At 69.0% G+C, this 18,200-nt stretch carries 19 protein-coding genes; 9 read left to right on the top strand and 10 right to left on the bottom strand.

Features of this window, described 5'->3' with window-relative positions:
* Positions 1 to 4: 4 nt before the first annotated feature.
* The 5 genes from mddA to G6N45_RS24750 form a co-directional block, all read right to left on the bottom strand.
* Positions 5 to 763, bottom strand: coding sequence for a methanethiol S-methyltransferase (gene mddA / locus G6N45_RS24770; protein ID WP_163726102.1), 759 nt, complete (start codon positions 761 to 763; stop codon positions 5 to 7).
* A 126-nt stretch (positions 764 to 889) separates the two neighbouring features.
* Entirely contained in the window at positions 890 to 1,687 is a 798-nt protein-coding gene (locus tag G6N45_RS24765; RefSeq protein ID WP_163726097.1) for a biotin--[acetyl-CoA-carboxylase] ligase, read from the bottom strand.
* Between the two features lie 43 nt (positions 1,688 to 1,730).
* Positions 1,731 to 2,087: a hypothetical protein gene (locus tag G6N45_RS24760; protein WP_407664242.1), complete on the bottom strand. Its 357-nt coding sequence runs from the start codon at positions 2,085 to 2,087 to the stop codon at positions 1,731 to 1,733.
* 213 nt (positions 2,088 to 2,300) lie between these two features.
* Complete coding sequence (locus G6N45_RS24755; protein WP_179965236.1) at positions 2,301 to 3,008, bottom strand: TIGR03089 family protein; 708 nt, start codon at positions 3,006 to 3,008, stop codon at positions 2,301 to 2,303.
* On the bottom strand, positions 3,008 to 4,477 hold the full coding sequence (locus tag G6N45_RS24750; protein ID WP_163726090.1) for an LCP family protein: 1,470 nt from the start codon (positions 4,475 to 4,477) through the stop codon (positions 3,008 to 3,010). Before G6N45_RS24750 ends, G6N45_RS24755 begins: the two co-directional genes overlap by 1 nt.
* A 68-nt stretch (positions 4,478 to 4,545) precedes the next feature.
* Between G6N45_RS24750 and rfbD the strand changes: the two genes are divergently transcribed.
* The 4 genes from rfbD (at position 4,546) to G6N45_RS24730 (ending at position 8,418) form a co-directional block, all read left to right on the top strand.
* The gene (gene rfbD / locus G6N45_RS24745; protein WP_163726087.1) at positions 4,546 to 5,403 is read left to right on the top strand and encodes a dTDP-4-dehydrorhamnose reductase; all 858 of its coding nucleotides are present in this window, start codon (positions 4,546 to 4,548) and stop codon (positions 5,401 to 5,403) included.
* Between the two features lie 16 nt (positions 5,404 to 5,419).
* A complete protein-coding gene (locus G6N45_RS24740; RefSeq protein WP_163726084.1) occupies positions 5,420 to 6,304 on the top strand; it encodes a glycosyltransferase family 2 protein in 885 nt (294 codons plus the stop codon).
* Positions 6,304 to 7,383 (top strand): mannose-1-phosphate guanylyltransferase ManB, encoded by a 1,080-nt coding sequence (gene manB / locus G6N45_RS24735; RefSeq protein ID WP_163726081.1) that lies wholly within the window; start codon positions 6,304 to 6,306, stop codon positions 7,381 to 7,383. The genes G6N45_RS24740 and manB overlap by 1 nt, the downstream gene beginning before the upstream one ends.
* 165 nt (positions 7,384 to 7,548) lie before the next feature.
* Complete coding sequence (locus G6N45_RS24730) at positions 7,549 to 8,418, top strand: putative endonuclease domain-containing protein (RefSeq protein WP_163726078.1); 870 nt, start codon at positions 7,549 to 7,551, stop codon at positions 8,416 to 8,418.
* On the opposite strand, the gene G6N45_RS24725 is transcribed toward G6N45_RS24730, so the two are convergent.
* The 3 genes from G6N45_RS24725 to cofD all read right to left on the bottom strand — a co-directional run bounded on the left by G6N45_RS24725 (position 8,419) and on the right by cofD (position 11,322).
* The gene (locus tag G6N45_RS24725; RefSeq protein ID WP_163726075.1) at positions 8,419 to 8,961 is read right to left on the bottom strand and encodes an NUDIX hydrolase; all 543 of its coding nucleotides are present in this window, start codon (positions 8,959 to 8,961) and stop codon (positions 8,419 to 8,421) included.
* An 82-nt stretch (positions 8,962 to 9,043) separates the two neighbouring features.
* A complete protein-coding gene (locus tag G6N45_RS24720) occupies positions 9,044 to 10,387 on the bottom strand; it encodes a coenzyme F420-0:L-glutamate ligase (protein ID WP_163726072.1) in 1,344 nt (447 codons plus the stop codon).
* Complete coding sequence (gene cofD / locus G6N45_RS24715) at positions 10,384 to 11,322, bottom strand: 2-phospho-L-lactate transferase (RefSeq protein WP_246229195.1); 939 nt, start codon at positions 11,320 to 11,322, stop codon at positions 10,384 to 10,386. Before cofD ends, G6N45_RS24720 begins: the two co-directional genes overlap by 4 nt.
* 477 nt (positions 11,323 to 11,799) lie before the next feature.
* Here cofD and G6N45_RS24710 point away from each other — a divergent pair, with 477 nt between their 5' ends.
* Complete coding sequence (locus G6N45_RS24710) at positions 11,800 to 12,063, top strand: WhiB family transcriptional regulator (RefSeq protein ID WP_172506368.1); 264 nt, start codon at positions 11,800 to 11,802, stop codon at positions 12,061 to 12,063.
* Here G6N45_RS24710 and G6N45_RS24705 read toward each other — a convergent pair.
* Positions 12,060 to 12,482 (bottom strand): metallopeptidase family protein, encoded by a 423-nt coding sequence (locus tag G6N45_RS24705; RefSeq protein WP_163729031.1) that lies wholly within the window; start codon positions 12,480 to 12,482, stop codon positions 12,060 to 12,062. The two genes, G6N45_RS24710 and G6N45_RS24705, sit on opposite strands and share 4 nt — an antisense overlap.
* A gap of 132 nt (positions 12,483 to 12,614) precedes the next feature.
* Here G6N45_RS24705 and G6N45_RS24700 point away from each other — a divergent pair, with 132 nt between their 5' ends.
* The 4 genes from G6N45_RS24700 to manA all read left to right on the top strand — a co-directional run bounded on the left by G6N45_RS24700 (position 12,615) and on the right by manA (position 16,829).
* Positions 12,615 to 13,034, top strand: coding sequence for a DUF3499 domain-containing protein (locus tag G6N45_RS24700; protein WP_163726066.1), 420 nt, complete (start codon positions 12,615 to 12,617; stop codon positions 13,032 to 13,034).
* Between the two features lie 78 nt (positions 13,035 to 13,112).
* Positions 13,113 to 14,498 (top strand): phosphomannomutase/phosphoglucomutase, encoded by a 1,386-nt coding sequence (locus G6N45_RS24695; RefSeq protein WP_163726062.1) that lies wholly within the window; start codon positions 13,113 to 13,115, stop codon positions 14,496 to 14,498.
* On the top strand, positions 14,495 to 15,595 hold the full coding sequence (locus tag G6N45_RS24690) for a TobH protein (RefSeq protein ID WP_179965235.1): 1,101 nt from the start codon (positions 14,495 to 14,497) through the stop codon (positions 15,593 to 15,595). The genes G6N45_RS24695 and G6N45_RS24690 overlap by 4 nt, the downstream gene beginning before the upstream one ends.
* A gap of 7 nt (positions 15,596 to 15,602) precedes the next feature.
* On the top strand, positions 15,603 to 16,829 hold the full coding sequence (gene manA / locus G6N45_RS24685) for a mannose-6-phosphate isomerase, class I (RefSeq protein ID WP_163726059.1): 1,227 nt from the start codon (positions 15,603 to 15,605) through the stop codon (positions 16,827 to 16,829).
* On the opposite strand, the gene G6N45_RS24680 is transcribed toward manA, so the two are convergent.
* Positions 16,774 to 18,159, bottom strand: a complete 1,386-nt coding sequence (locus G6N45_RS24680; RefSeq protein ID WP_163726056.1) for an FAD-dependent oxidoreductase — start codon at positions 18,157 to 18,159, stop codon at positions 16,774 to 16,776. The two genes, manA and G6N45_RS24680, sit on opposite strands and share 56 nt — an antisense overlap.
* Positions 18,160 to 18,200 lie beyond the last annotated feature (41 nt).

Raw genomic sequence — 18,200 nt, 5'->3', positions numbered from 1 at the left:
GGCGCTACAAGGAATGCACGTTCGCGTGCGGGACGGCCTTGCCGGGCCGCGGCACGATCATCGGCACGGTCTCGCGGTAGGCGGCGTAGCGGGTGCCCAACTTGGCCAGCAGATCGCGTTCCTCGAGCCACATGGCGAGGAAGATCCACGCCGTCGTCACCGACGCGAACAGCAGGTGGCCCGCGGTCATCGTCGGCGCCGCCCAGAAGGCCACGATGAAGCCGAGATTCAGCGGATGCCGCACCACGCGATAGAACAGCGTCGTGCGGAACCCCGTCTCGGCTTGGCCGTGGCCGCGCCAGGCCGCGAAGACCTGCTTCAGGCCGAACAACTCGAAGTGGTTGATCATGAACGTCGACGCGAGCACGATCGCCCAGCCCAGCCAGAACAACGCGTAGATCACCCACCGTGCGGGTGGCGAGCTGACGTCCCAGATCACCAGGGGCAGCTCGCGCCACTGCCAAAGAAGAAGAGCGAGAACGGAACTCGCGGCGAGAACGTATGTGCTGCGTTCGATCGGCTGTGGGACGAACTGGGTCCACCAGCGCTTGAACCACGGTCGCGCCATCACGCTGTGCTGCACCGCGAACAGCGTCAGCAGAACCAGGTTGACGGCGACGGCTTGAGCCCACGGGGCCTGCACGGCGTGGTCGACGGAGCGCGGTACGCCCAGATCGCCGACGAACGCGATGGCATAGAGGAAGACGGCGAGGAACAGCACATAGCTCACAGCGCCGTAGCAGAGTGTCAGGAATCGAGTCATGCCTCGATGGTGAACCGGCACGGCAGCAGCGGCATGGGGCAAATGCCCCTATCTTCCGCGAACGTGCATTCCATGTTGCGTTTCTTACTTGGCTACTACAAGGAATGCACGTTCGCGGCGGGATCCCTATTCCGCTGGGCGCAGGTGCGTGATGTCGCCCGCCGAAACCGTCACCAGCGTGCCGTCGCGGTCGATCACCAGTCGGCCGCTGTCGTCGATACCCGTTGCGATGCCGACGATTTCGTCATCGCCAGGAAGCAGTGCGCGCACCTGCGTGCCGATCGTCGAGCTGACGCTGCGGTAGTCGGCTGCCATCGGGCCGTCGACGCCGTGGGCCGCACGCCACTGCCGCACCCGCTCATTGAGAGCGTCCAGCAGCGCGGCCGTCAGCTCGGTGCGGTCCGCGTCATGCTGGAGCATGGTCAGCGACACCGCGTTCGGATCGGGGAGCTCGTCGGAGTCGAGGCTGACATTCAGCCCGAGGCCGACCACGACGACGGACCCGGCCACCTCAGCGAGAATCCCGGCCAGCTTGCCGCCGCCGACCAAAACGTCGTTGGGCCACTTGAGCGTGGCGTCGATGCCGTAGTGCTGACGCACCGTCCGGCACACCACCAGACCGGTCAGCAGCGGCAGCCAGCCCCACCCGTCAGCCGGGACGTCGGTGGTGTCCACGGCGAAGGACATCGAGATCTGCGTACGCGGGGGAGCCGACCAGCTGCGTCCGTGACGGCCTCGCCCGGCGGTCTGATGCTCGGCGAGCAGCACCGCGCCCGCGATGTCCTCACCGCGGCCGGCGCGGGCGACGAGGTCGGCGTTCGTCGAGCCCGTCTCCTCGACAACATCGATGCGTCGCCATTCGGTTCCGGCGATCGCCGCGCGCAGCACATCGGGATTCAGGGCAGGGCGGTTGACGGCGTGCACACGTCGAGGCTAGTCGACCAGTGTGTTCGCTTGACGTACCGGACTAATTCGTCGCCGCGTCCGAGTGGGCGAGCGTCTCGACCTGCTGTGCAGCCCACGCATGCTCGGCGGTCACGCGGTTGAGGTGGCCGAAGCCGAGGACGAACGCGATCATCGCGGCGAGCGCCCACAGATTCCCGAACGCCCACTCCCACGTGGTCGCGGTCGGCGCCGACTGGAGCCAGTACGCGGCGACGGCCACCAGGGCGTAGCCGCAGAAGATGAAGAAACGACCATCGGGGCTGGCCAGCCAGCCGGGATGCCGACGGTTGCGCAGGTGCCATGCGGACAGCACGACAAGGACCGTAAGTGCGGCAACAGTCGACTCCATCAGCGCCTTCTCCTTGCCGACCGTCCCCATAACCCGAAGATACGGGGACCGTCTTTGCCAAAACTGTTGCTCCCCGCCGGAACAGAGTCTGAACGACGAACCTGAGAACTGCTTGTGGTTTCGCAAACAATAAGGTCACAGTTACGAACGTGTCAATTTTGTCGGCCTACTGATGACTGTACATAAGGCTCGTCGACAGTTCGCCAGAACGGCAGATCTGTGTCACAAATCGATCTCGAGGCCTCAGCCGCGAGTTGTCTTCTCCGTGGCGCGACGACGGTCCAGCAAAGCGGAATCCGCATTCGCCACCTGCACGATCGACGCGCCCGCTACATACGGCGCCACCAGGTGCGCGATCACGTCGTCGGCGGTGTCCCACGGCGCCGACGACAGCACACGGTCCTCCGCCGTCAGCCCCTGCTGTTCGGCCGCCGAACGCGCCGCGGCGAGCACGTCGTCCACCGACCGGCCGTTCAGCGCCAGACCCGGCTGCCGCTCGGGCACCATCTGGTCCCCGTGCACCCTCACCGCCGTCGCGTAATCCGTCACTCCCACAGGCAGATTCGCCACAGGCTTGCCGAACGGGTCCAGCGACAGCACCGCCACCTCGCCGCCGCTGACGGCGGCGTCGGCCTCATCGAGCCGATCCCCGGTGCACAACGCCATCTCGGCGTCCCCGCCGCCGAGCACCGCTTCGGCACCGATCCACCAGATGCCCAGCAGCACCGCCGCGGTCTGCCAGTGCGCGGGCAGCAGCACCGCCACGCGCGTGCCCGCGGCAGCACCCATCTCGTCGCGCAGCAAGTTCCCAGTTTTCGCTGCCCAGTTCGCCAGCGTCACCGTCGAACACTCGATGCGCTCACCAGTCGCGTCGTCGTAGTAGGTGATGCGCGGCCCGGCGGGGTTGCGGACCATCAAAGGCTCGAGAATCGCCGAGCCGAGGTTGCTCATCAATTGACGCACTGCGGGTCGTCGGACCCGGCCGTGATGATCGGCGCCGCCGTCGGCAGCGCCTCACCACCTGCGGACGCGTTCGTCACCGGCGCCGACAGTGCGACGTCCGTGCCGTCCAGGCCCGACCCCGGGCCCGTGTAATCGGCCGCCAGCATGACGCGCACGGTGCCTGGCGGCACCGACGCGTCCTGGACGATCGGCAGCCCACCCAGCTCCTCGGCCACCGCCTGCGCGCCCATGTCGTCACTCTTGGCGGCCTGCACCTGGCTGTTGGTGACCTTCGCGCCCTCGTTGTTGCCGACGTTGCCCGCCGCGAAGCCCTTGCCCGTCAGTACCTGCGACACCGCAGCCGCCAGGCCGTTGACGTCGCTGTCGTTGATGACGTCGGCGGTGGTCTGGTCGTTGCTGTAGGCCAGCTCCTCGGTCTTGCCCTCGTCCTGGTCGTGCAGCAGGCTTTCCACCCAGTCCTTGACCTCGGACGGGTTCACCCGCACCACCGACTGCATGCCGTCGTCGCTCCAGCCGGCCTCCTCGACGATCGGGATGGTGGCGAACGCGACGTTGCCGCCGGAGAGCTTGGTCAGCTGATCGGCGAAGTCCATGATGTTCCAGCCATCGGAGAGCACCACCGAGCGCTGCACCGCGTCCTCGAGCCGGTTCAGCGTGGCCGGGCTCGACAGCGTCTTGCTGGAGATCACCTCATGGGCCAGCGACGCCATGAACGCCTGCTGACGGGTGACGCGGTCCAGGTCGCCGCGGGGCAGATCGTGCCGCTGCCGCACGAAGCTCAGCGCCTGCGGGCCGTCCAGCTTCTGCCAGCCCGCGGGGAAGTCGGCACCCGAAAGCGGTTCGTAGACAGCATCTTTGAGGCAGACGTTGACGCCGCCGAGGGCGTCGGTGATCAGCGCGAAACCGAGCAGGCCGATCTCGGCGTAGTGGTCGACGGTGACGCCGGTCAGGTTGGCGACCGTCTTGATCAGCTCCTCGCGGCCCGCCTCGGTGGCTTCCTTCTCCGCGACCGTCGGGTCCTCGCCCTGCTGCTCGACGAGCTCCTTCATCTTCTCCAGGTGCACCGAGCCGTAGACGCCGTTGATCTTCATCTTCCCGATGCCGGGCGCCTCCACGTAGGAGTCGCGGGGGATCGAGATCGCCGTCGCCGAGCGCCCGTTGTTCGGGATACGCACCAGGATGATGGTGTCGGTGTTGGTGGAGACGTCGTCGCCTGCGCGCAGCGTCGCGAGCTCCTCCTGGCTCAGCGGATTGCCGTGCGCGTCGGTGCGGCTGTCCATGCCGACCAGCAGGACGTCGATCGCGCCGTCCTCGCCGCCCTCGCCCAACGCGACCGGGCTGACGTGGTTGATGCCCGACTCGAACGACCGGATCTTGCCCCATGCGACCCCGGTGCCGACCACTATCGCCAACGTCACGATGACGGAGACGACGCGGGTCATCTGGACTGCAGGCATCCGCCCAGGCTACTGGCGGGTGGGCGGCAGAACGGGGAGCCGACCTCGGCGTGCCACACTCGCTACCTATGGCTGACCGGATCGTGATCACAGGCGCAGGCGGCATGGTCGGGCGCTTTCTTGCAGGTCAGGCCGCGTCGCAGGGACGTGACGTGCGGGCCTTCACGTCGGCGGAGTGGGATATCACCGGCCCCGGCGACGACTTCGTCTCACCCGGCGACGTCGTCGTCAACTGCGCGGCCTTCACGCAGGTGGACAAGGCCGAGACCGACCCCGACCGGGCGCACGCCGTCAACGTCAGCGGTGCCGGCAACGTCGCGCAGGCCTGCGCGCGGGCCGGGGCGTCGCTGATCCACATCTCCACCGACTACGTATTCGGCGCATCCGGAGCGCGGCGCCCGTACGACATCGACGACGAGACCGGGCCGTTGTCGGTGTACGGGCGCACCAAGCTGCTCGGCGAGCAGGCGGTGCTGACCGCGCTGCCGTCGGCCTATGTGGTGCGGACCGCCTGGATCTACGAGGGCGGCCACGGGACCGACTTCGCCGCGGTCATGCGGCGCGCGGCGTCCGGTTCGGACACCGTCGACGTCGTCGCCGACCAGATCGGCTCGCCGACGTACGTCGGGGACCTGTGCGGGGCGCTGCTGCAGATCGCCGACGGCGGCGTCCGCGGTCCGGTGCTGCACGCCGCCAACGACGGCGCGGTCAGCCGGTTCGAGCAGGCCCGCGCCGTGTTCTCGCTGTTAGGGGCTGATCCGGCGCGGGTGCGGCCCGTGTCCAGCGACCGCCATCCGCGGCCGGCGCCGCGTCCCGCGTACTCAGCGTTGTCCGCCGAAGGCTCGACGCGCGCGGGGCTGACGCCGCTGCGCGGATGGCGCGAGGCACTGGCCGACGCGCTGGGCCGGTTACCCTCTACGCCGTGAGATTGGTAGCCCCCGCGTGAGCGACGAACTCTTCGTCGTGACCGTGACGTATTCGCCGGGGCCCCACCTCGACCGGTTCCTCGCCTCGCTGGCGCACGCCACCGCACGACCTGTGACGGTGATCATGGCCGACAACGGCTCAACCGACGGCTCACCCGAGGAGGCCGTCGAGCGCTACCCGAACGCACGTCTGCTGCGCACCGGCGGCAATCTCGGCTACGGGTCGGCGATCAACCGGGCCGTCGCCGAGTACGGCCTACCCGCGGCGACCGACATGTTCATCGTCGCCAACCCCGACGTGCAGTGGGGCCCGGGCAGCATCGACCTGCTTCTCGAAGCGGCGGGACGCTGGCCGCGCGCCGGCGCCCTCGGACCGCTGATCCGCGACCCCGACGGCTCGGTGTATCCGTCGGCGCGGCATTTGCCGTCGATCATCCGGGGCGGCATGCACGCCGTCGTCGGCCCCGTCTGGCCGTCGAACCCGTGGACCGCCGTCTACCGCCAGGAGCGCGAGGACCCCAGCGAACGTGCCGTCGGCTGGCTGTCGGGATCGTGCCTGTTGCTGCGCAGCGCGGCGTTCGCGGAGATCTCCGGTTTCGACGAGCGCTACTTCATGTACATGGAAGACGTCGACCTCGGCGATCGGCTCGGCCGGGCCGGCTGGCAGAACGTCTACGTGCCCTCGGCGGAGGTGTTGCACGCCAAAGGTCACTCCACCGGGCGCGACCCGGCCCGCAATCTGGCAGCCCACCATGAGAGCACCTACACTTTTCTCGCGGATCGGTACCCGCGTCGGTGGCAGGCACCGTTACGGTGGGCGTTCCGGGGGGCATTGGGGGCGCGGTCACGGCTGGTCGTGCGGAGTTCTCTTCGAGCCCGACGGAAGGAAGGGCAGGGCTGATGGTGAATCCGGCCGACGTCGACGCAGTGATCCTGGTGGGCGGCATGGGAACTCGGCTGCGACCGTTGACGCTCTCGGCGCCGAAGCCGATGCTGCCGACCGCCGGGCTGCCGTTCCTGACCCATCTGCTGTCGCGCATCGCTGATGCGGGCATCGAACACGTGGTGCTCGGAACGTCGTACAAGGCGGGCGTGTTCGAAGCCGAGTTCGGTGACGGGTCCAAGCTCGGGCTGCAGATCGACTACGTCGTCGAGGACGAGCCGCTGGGCACCGGCGGCGGTATCGCCAACGTCGCGTCGCGGCTGCGGCACGACACGGCCGTCGTCTTCAACGGCGACGTCTTGTCCGGGTGTGACCTGCGGGCGCTGCTGTCCTCGCATTCGGAGAACGACGCGGACGTCACACTGCACCTGGTGCGCGTCGGTGATCCGCGCGCCTTCGGTTGTGTGCCAACAGATTCCGACGATCGGGTGACAGCCTTCCTGGAGAAGACGCAAGACCCGCCGACCGACCAGATCAACGCAGGCTGCTATGTGTTCAAGCGGTCGGTGATCGACCGGATCCCCAAGGGCCGCGCGCTGTCGGTGGAGCGCGAGGTGTTCCCCGGACTGCTGACCGACGGCTACAAGGTGTGCGGCTACGTCGACGCCAGCTACTGGCGCGACATGGGTACGCCGGAGGATTTCGTCCGCGGCTCAGCGGATTTGGTGCGCGGCATCGCGCCGTCGCCGGCACTGACGCACCAGCGGGGCGAGAAGCTGGTGCACGACGGGGCGTCGGTGGCGCCGGGCGCACTGTTGATCGGCGGCACGGTGATCGGGCGCGGCGCCGAGATCGCCGGCGGGGCCCGACTCGACGGCGCGGTGATCTTCGACGGTGTGAAAGTGGGTGCGGGCGCGGTGATCGAGCGGTCGATCATCGGCTTCGGCGCGCACATCGGGCCCCGGGCGCTGATCCGCGACGGCGTGATCGGCGACGGCGCGGACATCGGCGCCCGCTGCGAACTGCTGCGCGGCGCGCGGGTGTGGCCGGGCATCACGATCCCCGACGGCGGCATCCGCTTCTCGACGGACATCTAGGTCTCTCGCCGCTGCCGGTCGCGGACGCTCGCTCCGCGAACGTGCATTCCTTGTAGTTGCGGGGCCATCCGCGCTACAGAGAATGCACGTTCGCGAGCGCGGGGCTGTGGATAACCGGCGTGCATCCATCGCGAGCTGTCGGATCCCCGCCAGAAACTAGAGCGCGTGGAGAAAGTTTTCCTGGGCAGCGAAGCCGTCGCTGCACGGATGCTCACGCCGGGCCAACTTCGCTACGGCTATAGCCGGCTGTTCCCTGACGTCTACACCTCGCGGAACGAAGAGCCGACTCTGGCTGACAGAACTGTCGGCGCGTGGCTGTGGTCGTGGCGTCGCGCAGTGATCACCGGGCAGGCAGCCGCAGCGCTGCACGGAGCGCGATGGGTGGGCGGCAGAGCCCCGATCGAGTTGAATTACCAGTGCCGTCGTCCACCGGCGGGGATCATCGCCCGCAATGAGCGCATCGGCTGCGACGAAGTGGTCCAGATCGGGGACATGGCGGTGGCCTCCGTCTCGCGAACGGCCTTCGACCTCGGACGGTTCCTGCCCCTCGGTCAAGCTGTCGCGCACCTCGACGCCCTGGCCAACGCGACGCGCCTCACCAGCGCCCAGGTGCTGTCGCTGGCTGACACCTACCGAGGTGCGCGTGGCGTGAAGAAGTTACGGGCCGCCGCGACGCTGATGGACGGCGGAGCGCAATCGCCCAAGGAGACCTGGCTACGACTCCTGTTGATGCAGAAGGGCTTTCCGCGGCCGAGGACACAGATCCCGGTGTTGGGCAGCAGTGGAAAGCCCTTCGCCTACCTCGACATGGGCTGGGAAGACGTCAAGATCGCGGTCGAATACGACGGGGATCACCATCGCAAGGACAGAGAGCAGTACGTGTGGGATGAGAAGCGCCTGCGCCTCATTCGTGCGCGCGACTGGCTGCACGTAAAAGTGATCAGCGAAGACAGGGCCTTCGACGTCGTTGAACGAGTCGCGGCGGCCTGGCACTTCCGCGAACGTGCACTGGCTGCTGCTGCGGGCGCGTGGTGACTACCGCAGGTGCACCCTCGCGAGGGCGGCGAGCTGGGTGAGGCCGAAATCGCTCTCGTCGGGCAGCTCGTCGAGCGGCCACCACCGCAGATCGAGAGACTCCTCGCTGCGCTCGGCCTCCGCGCCCTTCGGCGCGCGCGCCACGAACTGCACGTCGAGGTGACGGGTCGGCACGCCGAGCGAGCACGTCACCGGATGCACGTGCACCGCAGTGGGCAGCTCGTCGATGATCAAGAACTCGATGCCGGACTCCTCGGTGGCTTCCCGCAGCGCCGCCGCCACCAGCGTCTCGTCCTCGGGCTCGCAGTGCCCGCCGAGTTGCAGCCAACGCTGGAACCGCGGATGCAACGTCAACAACGCATGTGTGCCCGCGTGATTGAGCACCAGCGCGGAGCCCGTGATGTGGCCAGGCACCGACTCGCGCAGGCACGCCTTCGGGTTGGCGTCGAGGAAGGCCAGCAGCGCGTGCCGCATCGACTCCTGCGCCGGGTCGGCAGGCCGCCACGCGGTGAGGGTGTCGATCGCCGACTGATGAAGACTCACGTGCGCTCTGTTCCCCCGCGAGCAGACACTAAATCGGGCGAACCGGGCCGAAAGTGCACGAGTTTGCGACTGCTCGCGGAGATCACCGGACCACCAGCAGGCCGTCGGTCGGCACCGGCTGGCGCGGGGACGCCGGCCCGTCCGACGGGTAGCCGATCGCCACCGCCCCCAACGGCTCCCAGTCCGGCGGCAGATCCAGTTCGGCGCGCACCAGATCGGGCGCGAAGATCGTCGACCCGATCCAGCAGCTGCCCACCCCGCGCACCGCCAGCCCGACCAGCAGCCCCTGCACCGCCGCGCCGACGGCCACCGTGAACATCGTGTGCTCGGCCGCGGTGCGCTGCGAATCCGGATAGGTGTGCGCGCCGTCGGGCACCATGAACGGGATCACCAGCTCGGGCGCGTCGTAGAGAATCTGCCCGCGTGCCACACGGCGCTCCACCGACGAGGGATCGCGCCCGTCGCCGGCCAGGTCGCTCCGCCACTGTTCCTTCATCCGGTCCAGCAGCCGCACTCGCACCGCGCCGTCGCGCACCCACACGAACCGCACCGGCCGGGTGTGATGCGGCGCGGGTGCCGTTAGCGCCTCACCGACCGCGGACTCGATGAGTTCGGGTGCGACGGGTTCGTCGGTGAAGCTGCGCACCGAGCGGCGCAGCAACTGCGCCTGCGACCGACCCAGAGAGAGAGCCTCCTCGGTGCCGAGCCAGAAGAGGTCCTCCTCGCCGGGGCGCACCAACGTGCGGGCGTTCGATCCGTCGTCGCGCAGCGTCAGCCCACGCACGACCGCGACCGGCACCGCCGTCAGCTTGCCCTTCACCAGATCCGCGGCCGCGGCGATCTCGTCGGCGACGGCGATCTCGGTGACGATCAACTCGTTGCCGTGCTGATCGTGCTCACCGGCGTAGGCGTGCAGTACCTGCAGCCCGGCCGCGCCGATCGCGACGTCGGTCTGCCCCGTGCGCCAGGCCCGGCCCATCGTGTCGGTGACGACGACGCCGACCTCGACGCCGAGCCGCTCGCGCAGCGCGGCGACCAACGCCGCGGCGCTGCCGTCGGGATCGACGGGCAGCAGGGCGAGTTCGTGCGAGTCGACGTTGGATCCGTCCACTCCGGCGGCGGCCTGCACCAGGCCGAGCGCGTTCTCGGTGATCAGCGTGCGGCCCTTGCGCGCCAGCACCCGCACCGCCTCGTTGTTTATCAGCCTGCGGCGCAGCGTATCTCGCAGTTCGGGGTCGGCGGGTGCGTCGACGATGCGGCCCTCGCACTTGGACAGCACCTTGCTGGTGACGACGACGATGTCGTGATCGCGCAGCCACGGCGCGGCGTCGGCGACGGCCGCGGCCAGATCGTCACCGGGCCGGAACTCCGGAAGCCCGGGGACCGGCAGCAGTTCCACCCGAGCCGAGGTGCCGTGATCGCTCACAACGTGATCCCGGCCAGACCCAACCCGGCCCGCACCATCTCGGCGGTCACGCCCGGCTCCTTCATCAGCAGCGGCGCCGAGCGCACCGTCACACCCTCGACCACCGCGTCGTCGCCGGAATGCACCAGCCAGCCGTCGAGGATCCCGGTGCCCGACCGGGCGCCGTAGTGGGCGCCGACTGCCTCGGAGGTGCTGTCGACGCCGATCACCGTCAGGCAGGCGTCGGCCATGCCGCGCAACGGCTTTCCCGCGATGATGGGGGAGTAGCCGATCACCGGGGCTTTGGTGGCGCGCAGTGCGGCGCGGACGCCGCCGATCCCGAGGATCGCCCCGATGCTCACGACGGGATTCGACGGCGCGATCAGCACGACGTCGGCGCCCTCGATCGCGTCGGTGACACCCGGTGCGGCCGTGGCGTTGTCGGCGCCGACGAACGCGAAGCTGTCGGTGGGCACCTGGGCGCGGTGGCGCACCCACCACTCCTGGAAGTGGATGGCCTTCTTCTCGCCGTCCTCGGGCTCGGTGATCACCACGTGGGTTTCGCTGCGGTCGTCGCTGGCCGGCAGCAGGCGCACGCCGGGGTTCCAGCGCCGGCACAGCGCCTCGGTCACCTGCGAGAGCGGATAGCCGGCACGCAGCATCTGGGTACGCACCAGGTGAGTGGCCAGATCGCGGTCGCCGAGACCGAACCAGTCCGGCTGCACGCCGTAGGCGGCGAGTTCCTCCTTGGCGTGCCACGTTTCGTCGCGGTGTCCCCAGCCCCGCTCGGGATCGATGCCGCCGCCGAGGGTGTACATGCAGGTGTCGAGATCCGGGCAGATGCGCACGCCGAACATCCAGGCGTCGTCGCCGACGTTGACCACAGCAGTCACATCATGCTCATCGGTATCGTGAGTACCGAACTGCCCCAACCCCAACAGATATTGGACACCCAGGAGGAAGCGCGCACCACCGACGCCGCCGACGAGAACAGTGACCTTCACACCGACCGAGACTAGGCGCACGGCTGTGCGGCCCGCGCCCCCGGAGGGCTCGAATCGCCGGAGTGACAGACACGCCACAACGCGACGCGCCGTATTTGTGTCACGGAATGGTATGAATTCCTGTTCTAGCGCTTGACCGCGACAGCTAACGCGTGTGTAATCACACCAGTGTCATTCGCGGTTCTCCGGCCGGTTCCGGTGTCGCAGACCGAGATTCGATCACTTGTTCGAATTGGGTGGCCACACAGAGCAATAGTGGGGCTGGCATACAACGGATCTACGAGACCTGTGGAGGAGGGGAACATGGCATTTGAGCACGCCGATTTCGGCAATTCGGTTCATTTTGACAGCAGGCTCCTCGGCTCGGTCGGAAGTGCGCCGCACATCCAGACCGGACCGGTGGCAGCAAGCATCGGGGGGCGCCCGCAACTGAGCGTGGTGCCCGACCCGATCGACGACGAGCTGGCAACCGAAGAGGATCAGTGGCAGGAGCGTGCGCTGTGCGCGCAGACCGACCCTGAAGCCTTCTTCCCGGAGAAGGGCGGCTCGACCCGCGAAGCCAAGCGCATCTGCCAGGGCTGCGAGGTGCGCGACGCGTGCCTGGAGTACGCCCTCGCCCATGACGAGCGCTTCGGCATCTGGGGCGGCCTGTCCGAGCGGGAGCGCCGGCGCATCAAGCGCGGCATCATCTAGTCGTCGTCGATCGTCGGGTCGATCACCGACGGCTCGACGCCCAGATAGGTGGCCACCTGCGCCACCAGTAGCTCATGCAGCAAGTCGGTCAACTCGACGGTGTCCTTCGCCCGTCGCTCGATCGGCTTGCGGAACAACACAATTCGCGCCCGGGTAGAATTCCCGCGGACGTCGACCCCGGCCGGTATCAGCCGGGCCAGAGCGATCGGCCCGTCGGCGATGACCTCCGGCGGCCACTGCACACTGTCCGGGTCCTTCGGCGAGATCCGGGGGATCTCGTCGACCGCGACGTCCAGCGTCGCCACCCGGTCCTGCCAGCGCCGCTCGATCGGTTCGTAGGCCTCCAGCACCGCCATGTCGAAACGCTCCGCACGGCTGCGCCAGCCCGGAACAGTGGGAGGGAGCAGCGGTCCACGCATTCCGCGGCCACGCCGCGAGCCCCGGTGGTTGCGGCCGGTCACGAAAAAGATCGTAACGGTTGGGCTTCGGGCCCCTCCCGGCTGCGCGTGTCCGCCGGGATACGGACGAATCCGCACGATAACCTCTCGTTCGTGAATGTTCCCCGTCGCTGCTGCCGGCCTGGCTGCCCCCACTATGCGGTCGCGACGCTCACGTTCGTCTACTCGGACTCCACCGCCGTCGTCGGCCCCCTGGCCACCGTGTCCGAGCCGCACTCCTGGGACCTGTGCGTCAAGCACGCCGGACGCATCACCGCCCCCCGCGGCTGGGAACTGGTCCGCCACGCCGGACCGCTGCCGACACACCCCGACGACGACGACCTGGTCGCGCTGGCCGACGCGGTACGCGAAGGACGCGAGGCCCCGGCCGGGCCGGTCGCCGGGTTCTCCGCTTTCACCGATCCCGTCAGCGGCGCCCAGGGCGGCGCGCTGATGGCCCCGCCCGTGCGCCGGCCCGAAACCCACGGGCGTCGCCGCGGGCACCTGCGCGTCCTGCCCGACCCCACCGACTGAAACGAGTGGCGGCCGTACCCGCGGCTCCCGACGGCTAGGCTGGCGGCATCGGTCTGCACGTAAGCGTGAGGAGCCTCCATGTCCCGGCCCGCCGAGGCGGTACAGCGCGTCATCAAGGCGTATGACGTGCGCGGACTCGTCGGCGCAGAGATCGACGAGCAGTTCGTCAGCGAGGTCGGCGCCGCGTTCGCCCGGCTGGTCCGCGACAGCGCGCACCAGGTCGTCATCGGCCACGACATGCGCGAGAGCTCCCCGGTGCTGTCGGCCGCGTTCGCCGAGGGCGTGATGGCCCAGGGCCTCGACGTCGTCCGCATCGGCCTGGCCTCCACCGACCAGCTGTACTTCGCCTCGGGCCTGCTCGACTGCCCGGGCGCGATGTTCACCGCCAGCCACAACCCCGCCGCCTACAACGGCATCAAGCTGTGCCGCGCCGGGGCCAAGCCCGTCGGCAAGGAGTCCGGACTGGTCACGATCAGTGACGAGGTCATCGCCGGGGTGCCCGGGTACGACGGGCCGCGCGGCACCGCCACGGATCGCGACGTGCTCGGCGACTACGGCGACTTCCTGCGCTCGCTGGTCGACGTCAGCGAGTTACGGCCGCTCAAGGTCGCCGTCGACGCCGGCAACGGCATGGCCGGCCACACCACCCCCGGCGTGCTGGGTCCGATCCCGTCGGTCACGCTGTCGCCGCTGTTCTTCGAACTCGACGGCACCTTCCCCAATCACGAGGCCAACCCGCTGGACCCGGCCAACCTCGTCGACCTGCAGGCCTACGTGCTCGAAACCGGCGCCGACATCGGACTGGCCTTCGACGGCGACGCCGACCGCTGCTTCGTCGTCGACGAGAAGGGTCAGGCGGTGTCGCCGTCGGCGGTCACCGCGCTGGTCGCCGCACGCGAACTCACCCGCGAGATCGGCGCGACGATCATCTACAACCTGATCACCTCGCGCGCGGTCTCCGAACTGGTCATCGAACGCGGCGGCACCCCGCTGCGCTCGCGGGTCGGGCACTCCTACATCAAGGGCCTGATGGCCGAGACCGGCGCGATCTTCGGCGGCGAGCATTCCGCGCACTACTACTTCCGCGACTTCTGGGGCGCCGACTCCGGCATGCTCGCCGCACTGCACGTGCTCGCCGCGCTCGGCGAACAGGACCGGCCGCTGTCGGAGCTGATGGCCGACTATCAGCGCTACGAGGCCTCCGGCGAGCTCAACTACACCGTCGCCGACGCCCCGAGGATCGTCGACGCCGTGCTGGCCGCGTTCGGGTCGCGGGTGCATGCCATCGACCACCTCGACGGCGTGACCGTCGACCTCGGCGACGGCAGCTGGTTCAACCTGCGGATGTCGAACACCGAACCGCTGCTGCGCCTCAACGTCGAGGCCCGCACCCCCGAGGAGGTGGCCGCGCTCGTCGACGAGATCGGCGCGCTGATCGCCTCGGGTGCAAAGGAATTGACGTGAACGCCACCGCGGTGGTCGACCTCGACGACACCGACGGCCTGCTGGCCGCCGATCGCCACGGGCTGCTGCGAGCCGCGTCGATGGCCGGCGCGCAGGTACGGGCCACCGCCGCGGCACTAGACGAGGGCGACTTCCGATCGGTGCGCTCCGATGTGCCCCCGAGGACGGTGGTGTGGGTGGCCGGCCGCGGCACCGCCGCCACGGCGGGGACCATGCTGGCCGAGGTGCTCGGCGGCGCACTGGCCGCCCCGGTGGTCGTCGCGACCGAGGCACCGCCGTGGATCGGTGCCCTCGACGTGGTGATCGTCGCCGGCGACGATCCCGGCGACCCGACGCTGATATCGGCCGCCGCCGTCGGCGTGCGCCGCGGCGCGCGGGTCATCGTCGTCGCACCCTATGAGGGCCCGCTGCGCGACGTGACCGCGGGCCGGTCGGTCGCGCTGCCGCCGCGAATCGTCGTGCCGGAAGATTTCTCACTGACGCGCTACCTCGCCGCGGGGCTGGCGGCGCTGGAGGCGATCACCACCGGCATCCGGGTTGACCTCTTCACGCTGGCCGACGAACTCGACGCGGAGACGTTCCGAAACAGCGCTGCGCGTGAGCTTTTCACGAATCCCGCCAAGGAGCTCACCCAGAAGATGGTGGGCCGCGAGGTCGTGTTCGCCGGCGACACCCCCGCCACGCTGACGTTGGCGCGGCACGCCTGCACGGTGATGCTGCGGGTGGCCCAGCAGACGGTGGCCGCGGTCGGGTTGGCCGACGTGCTGGTGGCGCTCGGCTCGGGCTTCGGCCGGGGCTCCGCTGAGACGTCGATCTTCCACGACGAGGAGATCGACGGACCACTGCCGCAACGCGCACGCACGATCGTGCTGACCTCGGATGCCGACCGTCCGGCAGTGTCGGCGCGGCTGTCCGGTTTCGACGACGTGTCCGTGGTCAATGCCAACGACGTGCCGGAACTTGTCACAGGGGGAGTCGTGGAGGAGGGGCCGGGCTCAGCAGTGATGCCCGGCACCAGCCGACCCGAGCAACAACTGGCGCTGATGGCGGTCCGCCTGGAGATGGCGGCCGTCTACCAGCGTCTGATTCGAGGGTGAGAGACCAGTGCATCTGCTCAGGGGTGCGGTGCGACCCTACGCGTGGGGTTCGAGAACCGCGATAGCCGAATTCACGGGGGCGCCGAGTCCGACACCGCATCCGGAGGCGGAGTTGTGGTTCGGGGCGCATCCGGGGGACCCGGCACATCTGCAGACCGACGACGGGGACCGCTCGCTGCTCGACGCGCTGCGCGCCGACCCCGAAGGCGAACTGGGACAGGTGGTTCGCGGGCGGTTCGGCGACTCGCTGCCGTTCCTGGTCAAGGTGCTCGCCGCCGACGAGCCGCTCTCACTGCAGGCCCACCCCAGCACCGAGCAGGCCGTCGAGGGCTTCGCCCGCGAGGACCGGATGGGCATCCCGGTCAACGCGCCGGACCGCAACTACCGCGACCGCAGCCACAAGCCCGAGATCATCGTGGCGCTCAGCCAGTTCGAGGCGCTGGCGGGGTTCGCACCCGCTGACCGGTCGGTGACGTTGATGCGCGCGCTGGGCGTGCCCGCTCTCGATCCGTTCATCAACCTGCTCGCCGGGCAGTCCGACGCCGACGGGTTGCGGGCGCTGTTCACGACCTGGATCACCTTCCCGCAACCCGATCTGGATGTTCTGGTGCCCGCCGTGCTCGACGGCGCGATCAACTACCTGCGTTCCGGCGAACAGGAATTCGCCCGCGAGGCCAAGACCGTGCTCGAACTGGGCGAGCGGTATCCCGGCGACGCCGGCGTGCTCGCCTCGATGCTGCTCAACCGGCTCTCGCTGCGGCCCGGTGAGGCGATCTACCTGCCCGCCGGCAACCTGCACGCATACCTGTCGGGCGTCGGAGTCGAGGTGATGGCCAACTCGGACAACGTTCTTCGCGGCGGGCTGACCCCCAAGCACGTCGACGTGCCCGAACTGCTCCGCGTGCTCGACTTCACCCCGGCCGTGGACATCATCGTGCATCCCGACTCCGTGCGCGACGGGGCCGAACTCGTCTACCCGACGCCTGCACCGGAATTCGCGGTGTCGGTGCTGACGGTCGACGGGGAGCAACTGGGCCACGAGATCGACGCGCCCACCCGCCACGACGGCCCGCAGATCCTGCTGTGCACCCAGGGCGCTGCGACCGTGCACGCCAAGGCGTCGGCGGTGACATTGCAGCGCGGGGCGGCGGCGTGGGTGGCCGCCGACGAAGGTCCGATCAGGCTGATGTCGCAGGAGCCGACGCGACTGTTCCGGGTGACCGTCGGGATCTAGTTCTGCCGCGCCTCTCGGCGGCCCACAGCCGCATGTTGTGACGGACCGTGCGGCCGACCAGCTTGGCCGACGGCACCATGTACAGGTTGTCGAGGAGGCTGAACCGGCGCAGAAACCACTCTGCGAGAACAGGATCCGTCTCAGCAGCGCCGAGGAACTGGTCGAACAGTGACCCGACCGGGCGGTACCACCACGGCATCGAGCCCTCGGCCCGGTGCAGCACCAGATCGCCGATCGCGTTCATCGTCCACACGGGCCATGTCGTCTTCGCGGTGGCCTTCGCGAACGTCAGGCCCAGGCTCTCACCGGGCTCCCGCAGCGCACGCTGCAGATGACCCGCCTGCAGCGACGTCATCGTCATGCCCTGCCCGAAGGTCGGATTGAAGCTCGCTACCGCATCGCCGAACGGCATGATGCCGTCCGGGAACCGATCGAGCTTGTCGTAGCGACGCCACCGGCTGGTCGGGTACTTGTGAAACGCCACGTCGCCGATCGGCTCACCCTGGCGCAGCGCGGAACTGACGTGCGTGGGCAGGATCTCGTCGGCCAGCGCGCACATGCCGTCGAAATCCTTGGGCGGCTCCACTTTTGCGATACCGAACGTCGTCAGGCCCCAGGTGCCGTCCTCGTAGTAGAGCATGCCAAGGCCCACCGGCTGCTCGCGTGACGCCCCGGCGACAACGACCTTCTCGGCGAACAGCCCCTCCGGAATGCGCACCTGGTGCGTGGCGTAGCCGATGCCGACGTTCACGGTGTCTTCCGGCGGACGCGCAAAACCCCACTGCTCCAACCACACCGGCAACCGGGTGCCGCGCCCTGTCGCGTCGACCACCAGATCCGCGTCGACCGTCGACCCGGCCACCGTCACCCCGGTCACCCGGCGTCCGTCGTAGACCGGCTCGTCGACGCCTTCGCCGACCAGCGTCACGTTAGCGATGTCGAGGACGCGGCGGCGGATCTGCCACTCCAGATGCGGTCGGCTCGGCACGTAGGCGGTGAACTCGTTCTGCAGCCGGTGCTGGGTGCCCAGCACATGACCCGCCGCTCCGAAGTGGATGCAGTCCGGCCGGTTCTCCAGGATCGGCACGCCGGCGGCGACCATGTCGTCGAGCAATCCGGGGAACAGCGACTCGAACTCCTGCGCGCCGCGCGCCATCAGCAGGTGTACATGGCGGCCCTGCGGCACGGCCGGTCGGTTGGCCGGCCCGTCGGGAAGCTCGTCGCGCTCGAAGATCGTCACCCGGTCGAAGACATCGGAGAGGACCCGGGCGGCGCACAGCCCGCCGAGGCTGGCGCCGACGACGATCGCGTGTTCTGCACTCTGTGTCATGAGGCCTGCCATTGGAGGTCACTTTAAGGGGAGTAGTGGGT

It is taken from the genome of Mycolicibacterium psychrotolerans, from assembly GCF_010729305.1.
In the GTDB taxonomy this organism is placed as follows: Bacteria; Actinomycetota; Actinomycetes; order Mycobacteriales; family Mycobacteriaceae; genus Mycobacterium; species Mycobacterium psychrotolerans.
Note: the sequence above shows the minus strand (reverse complement) of the source record. Positions and strands in the feature narration are given on the sequence as shown.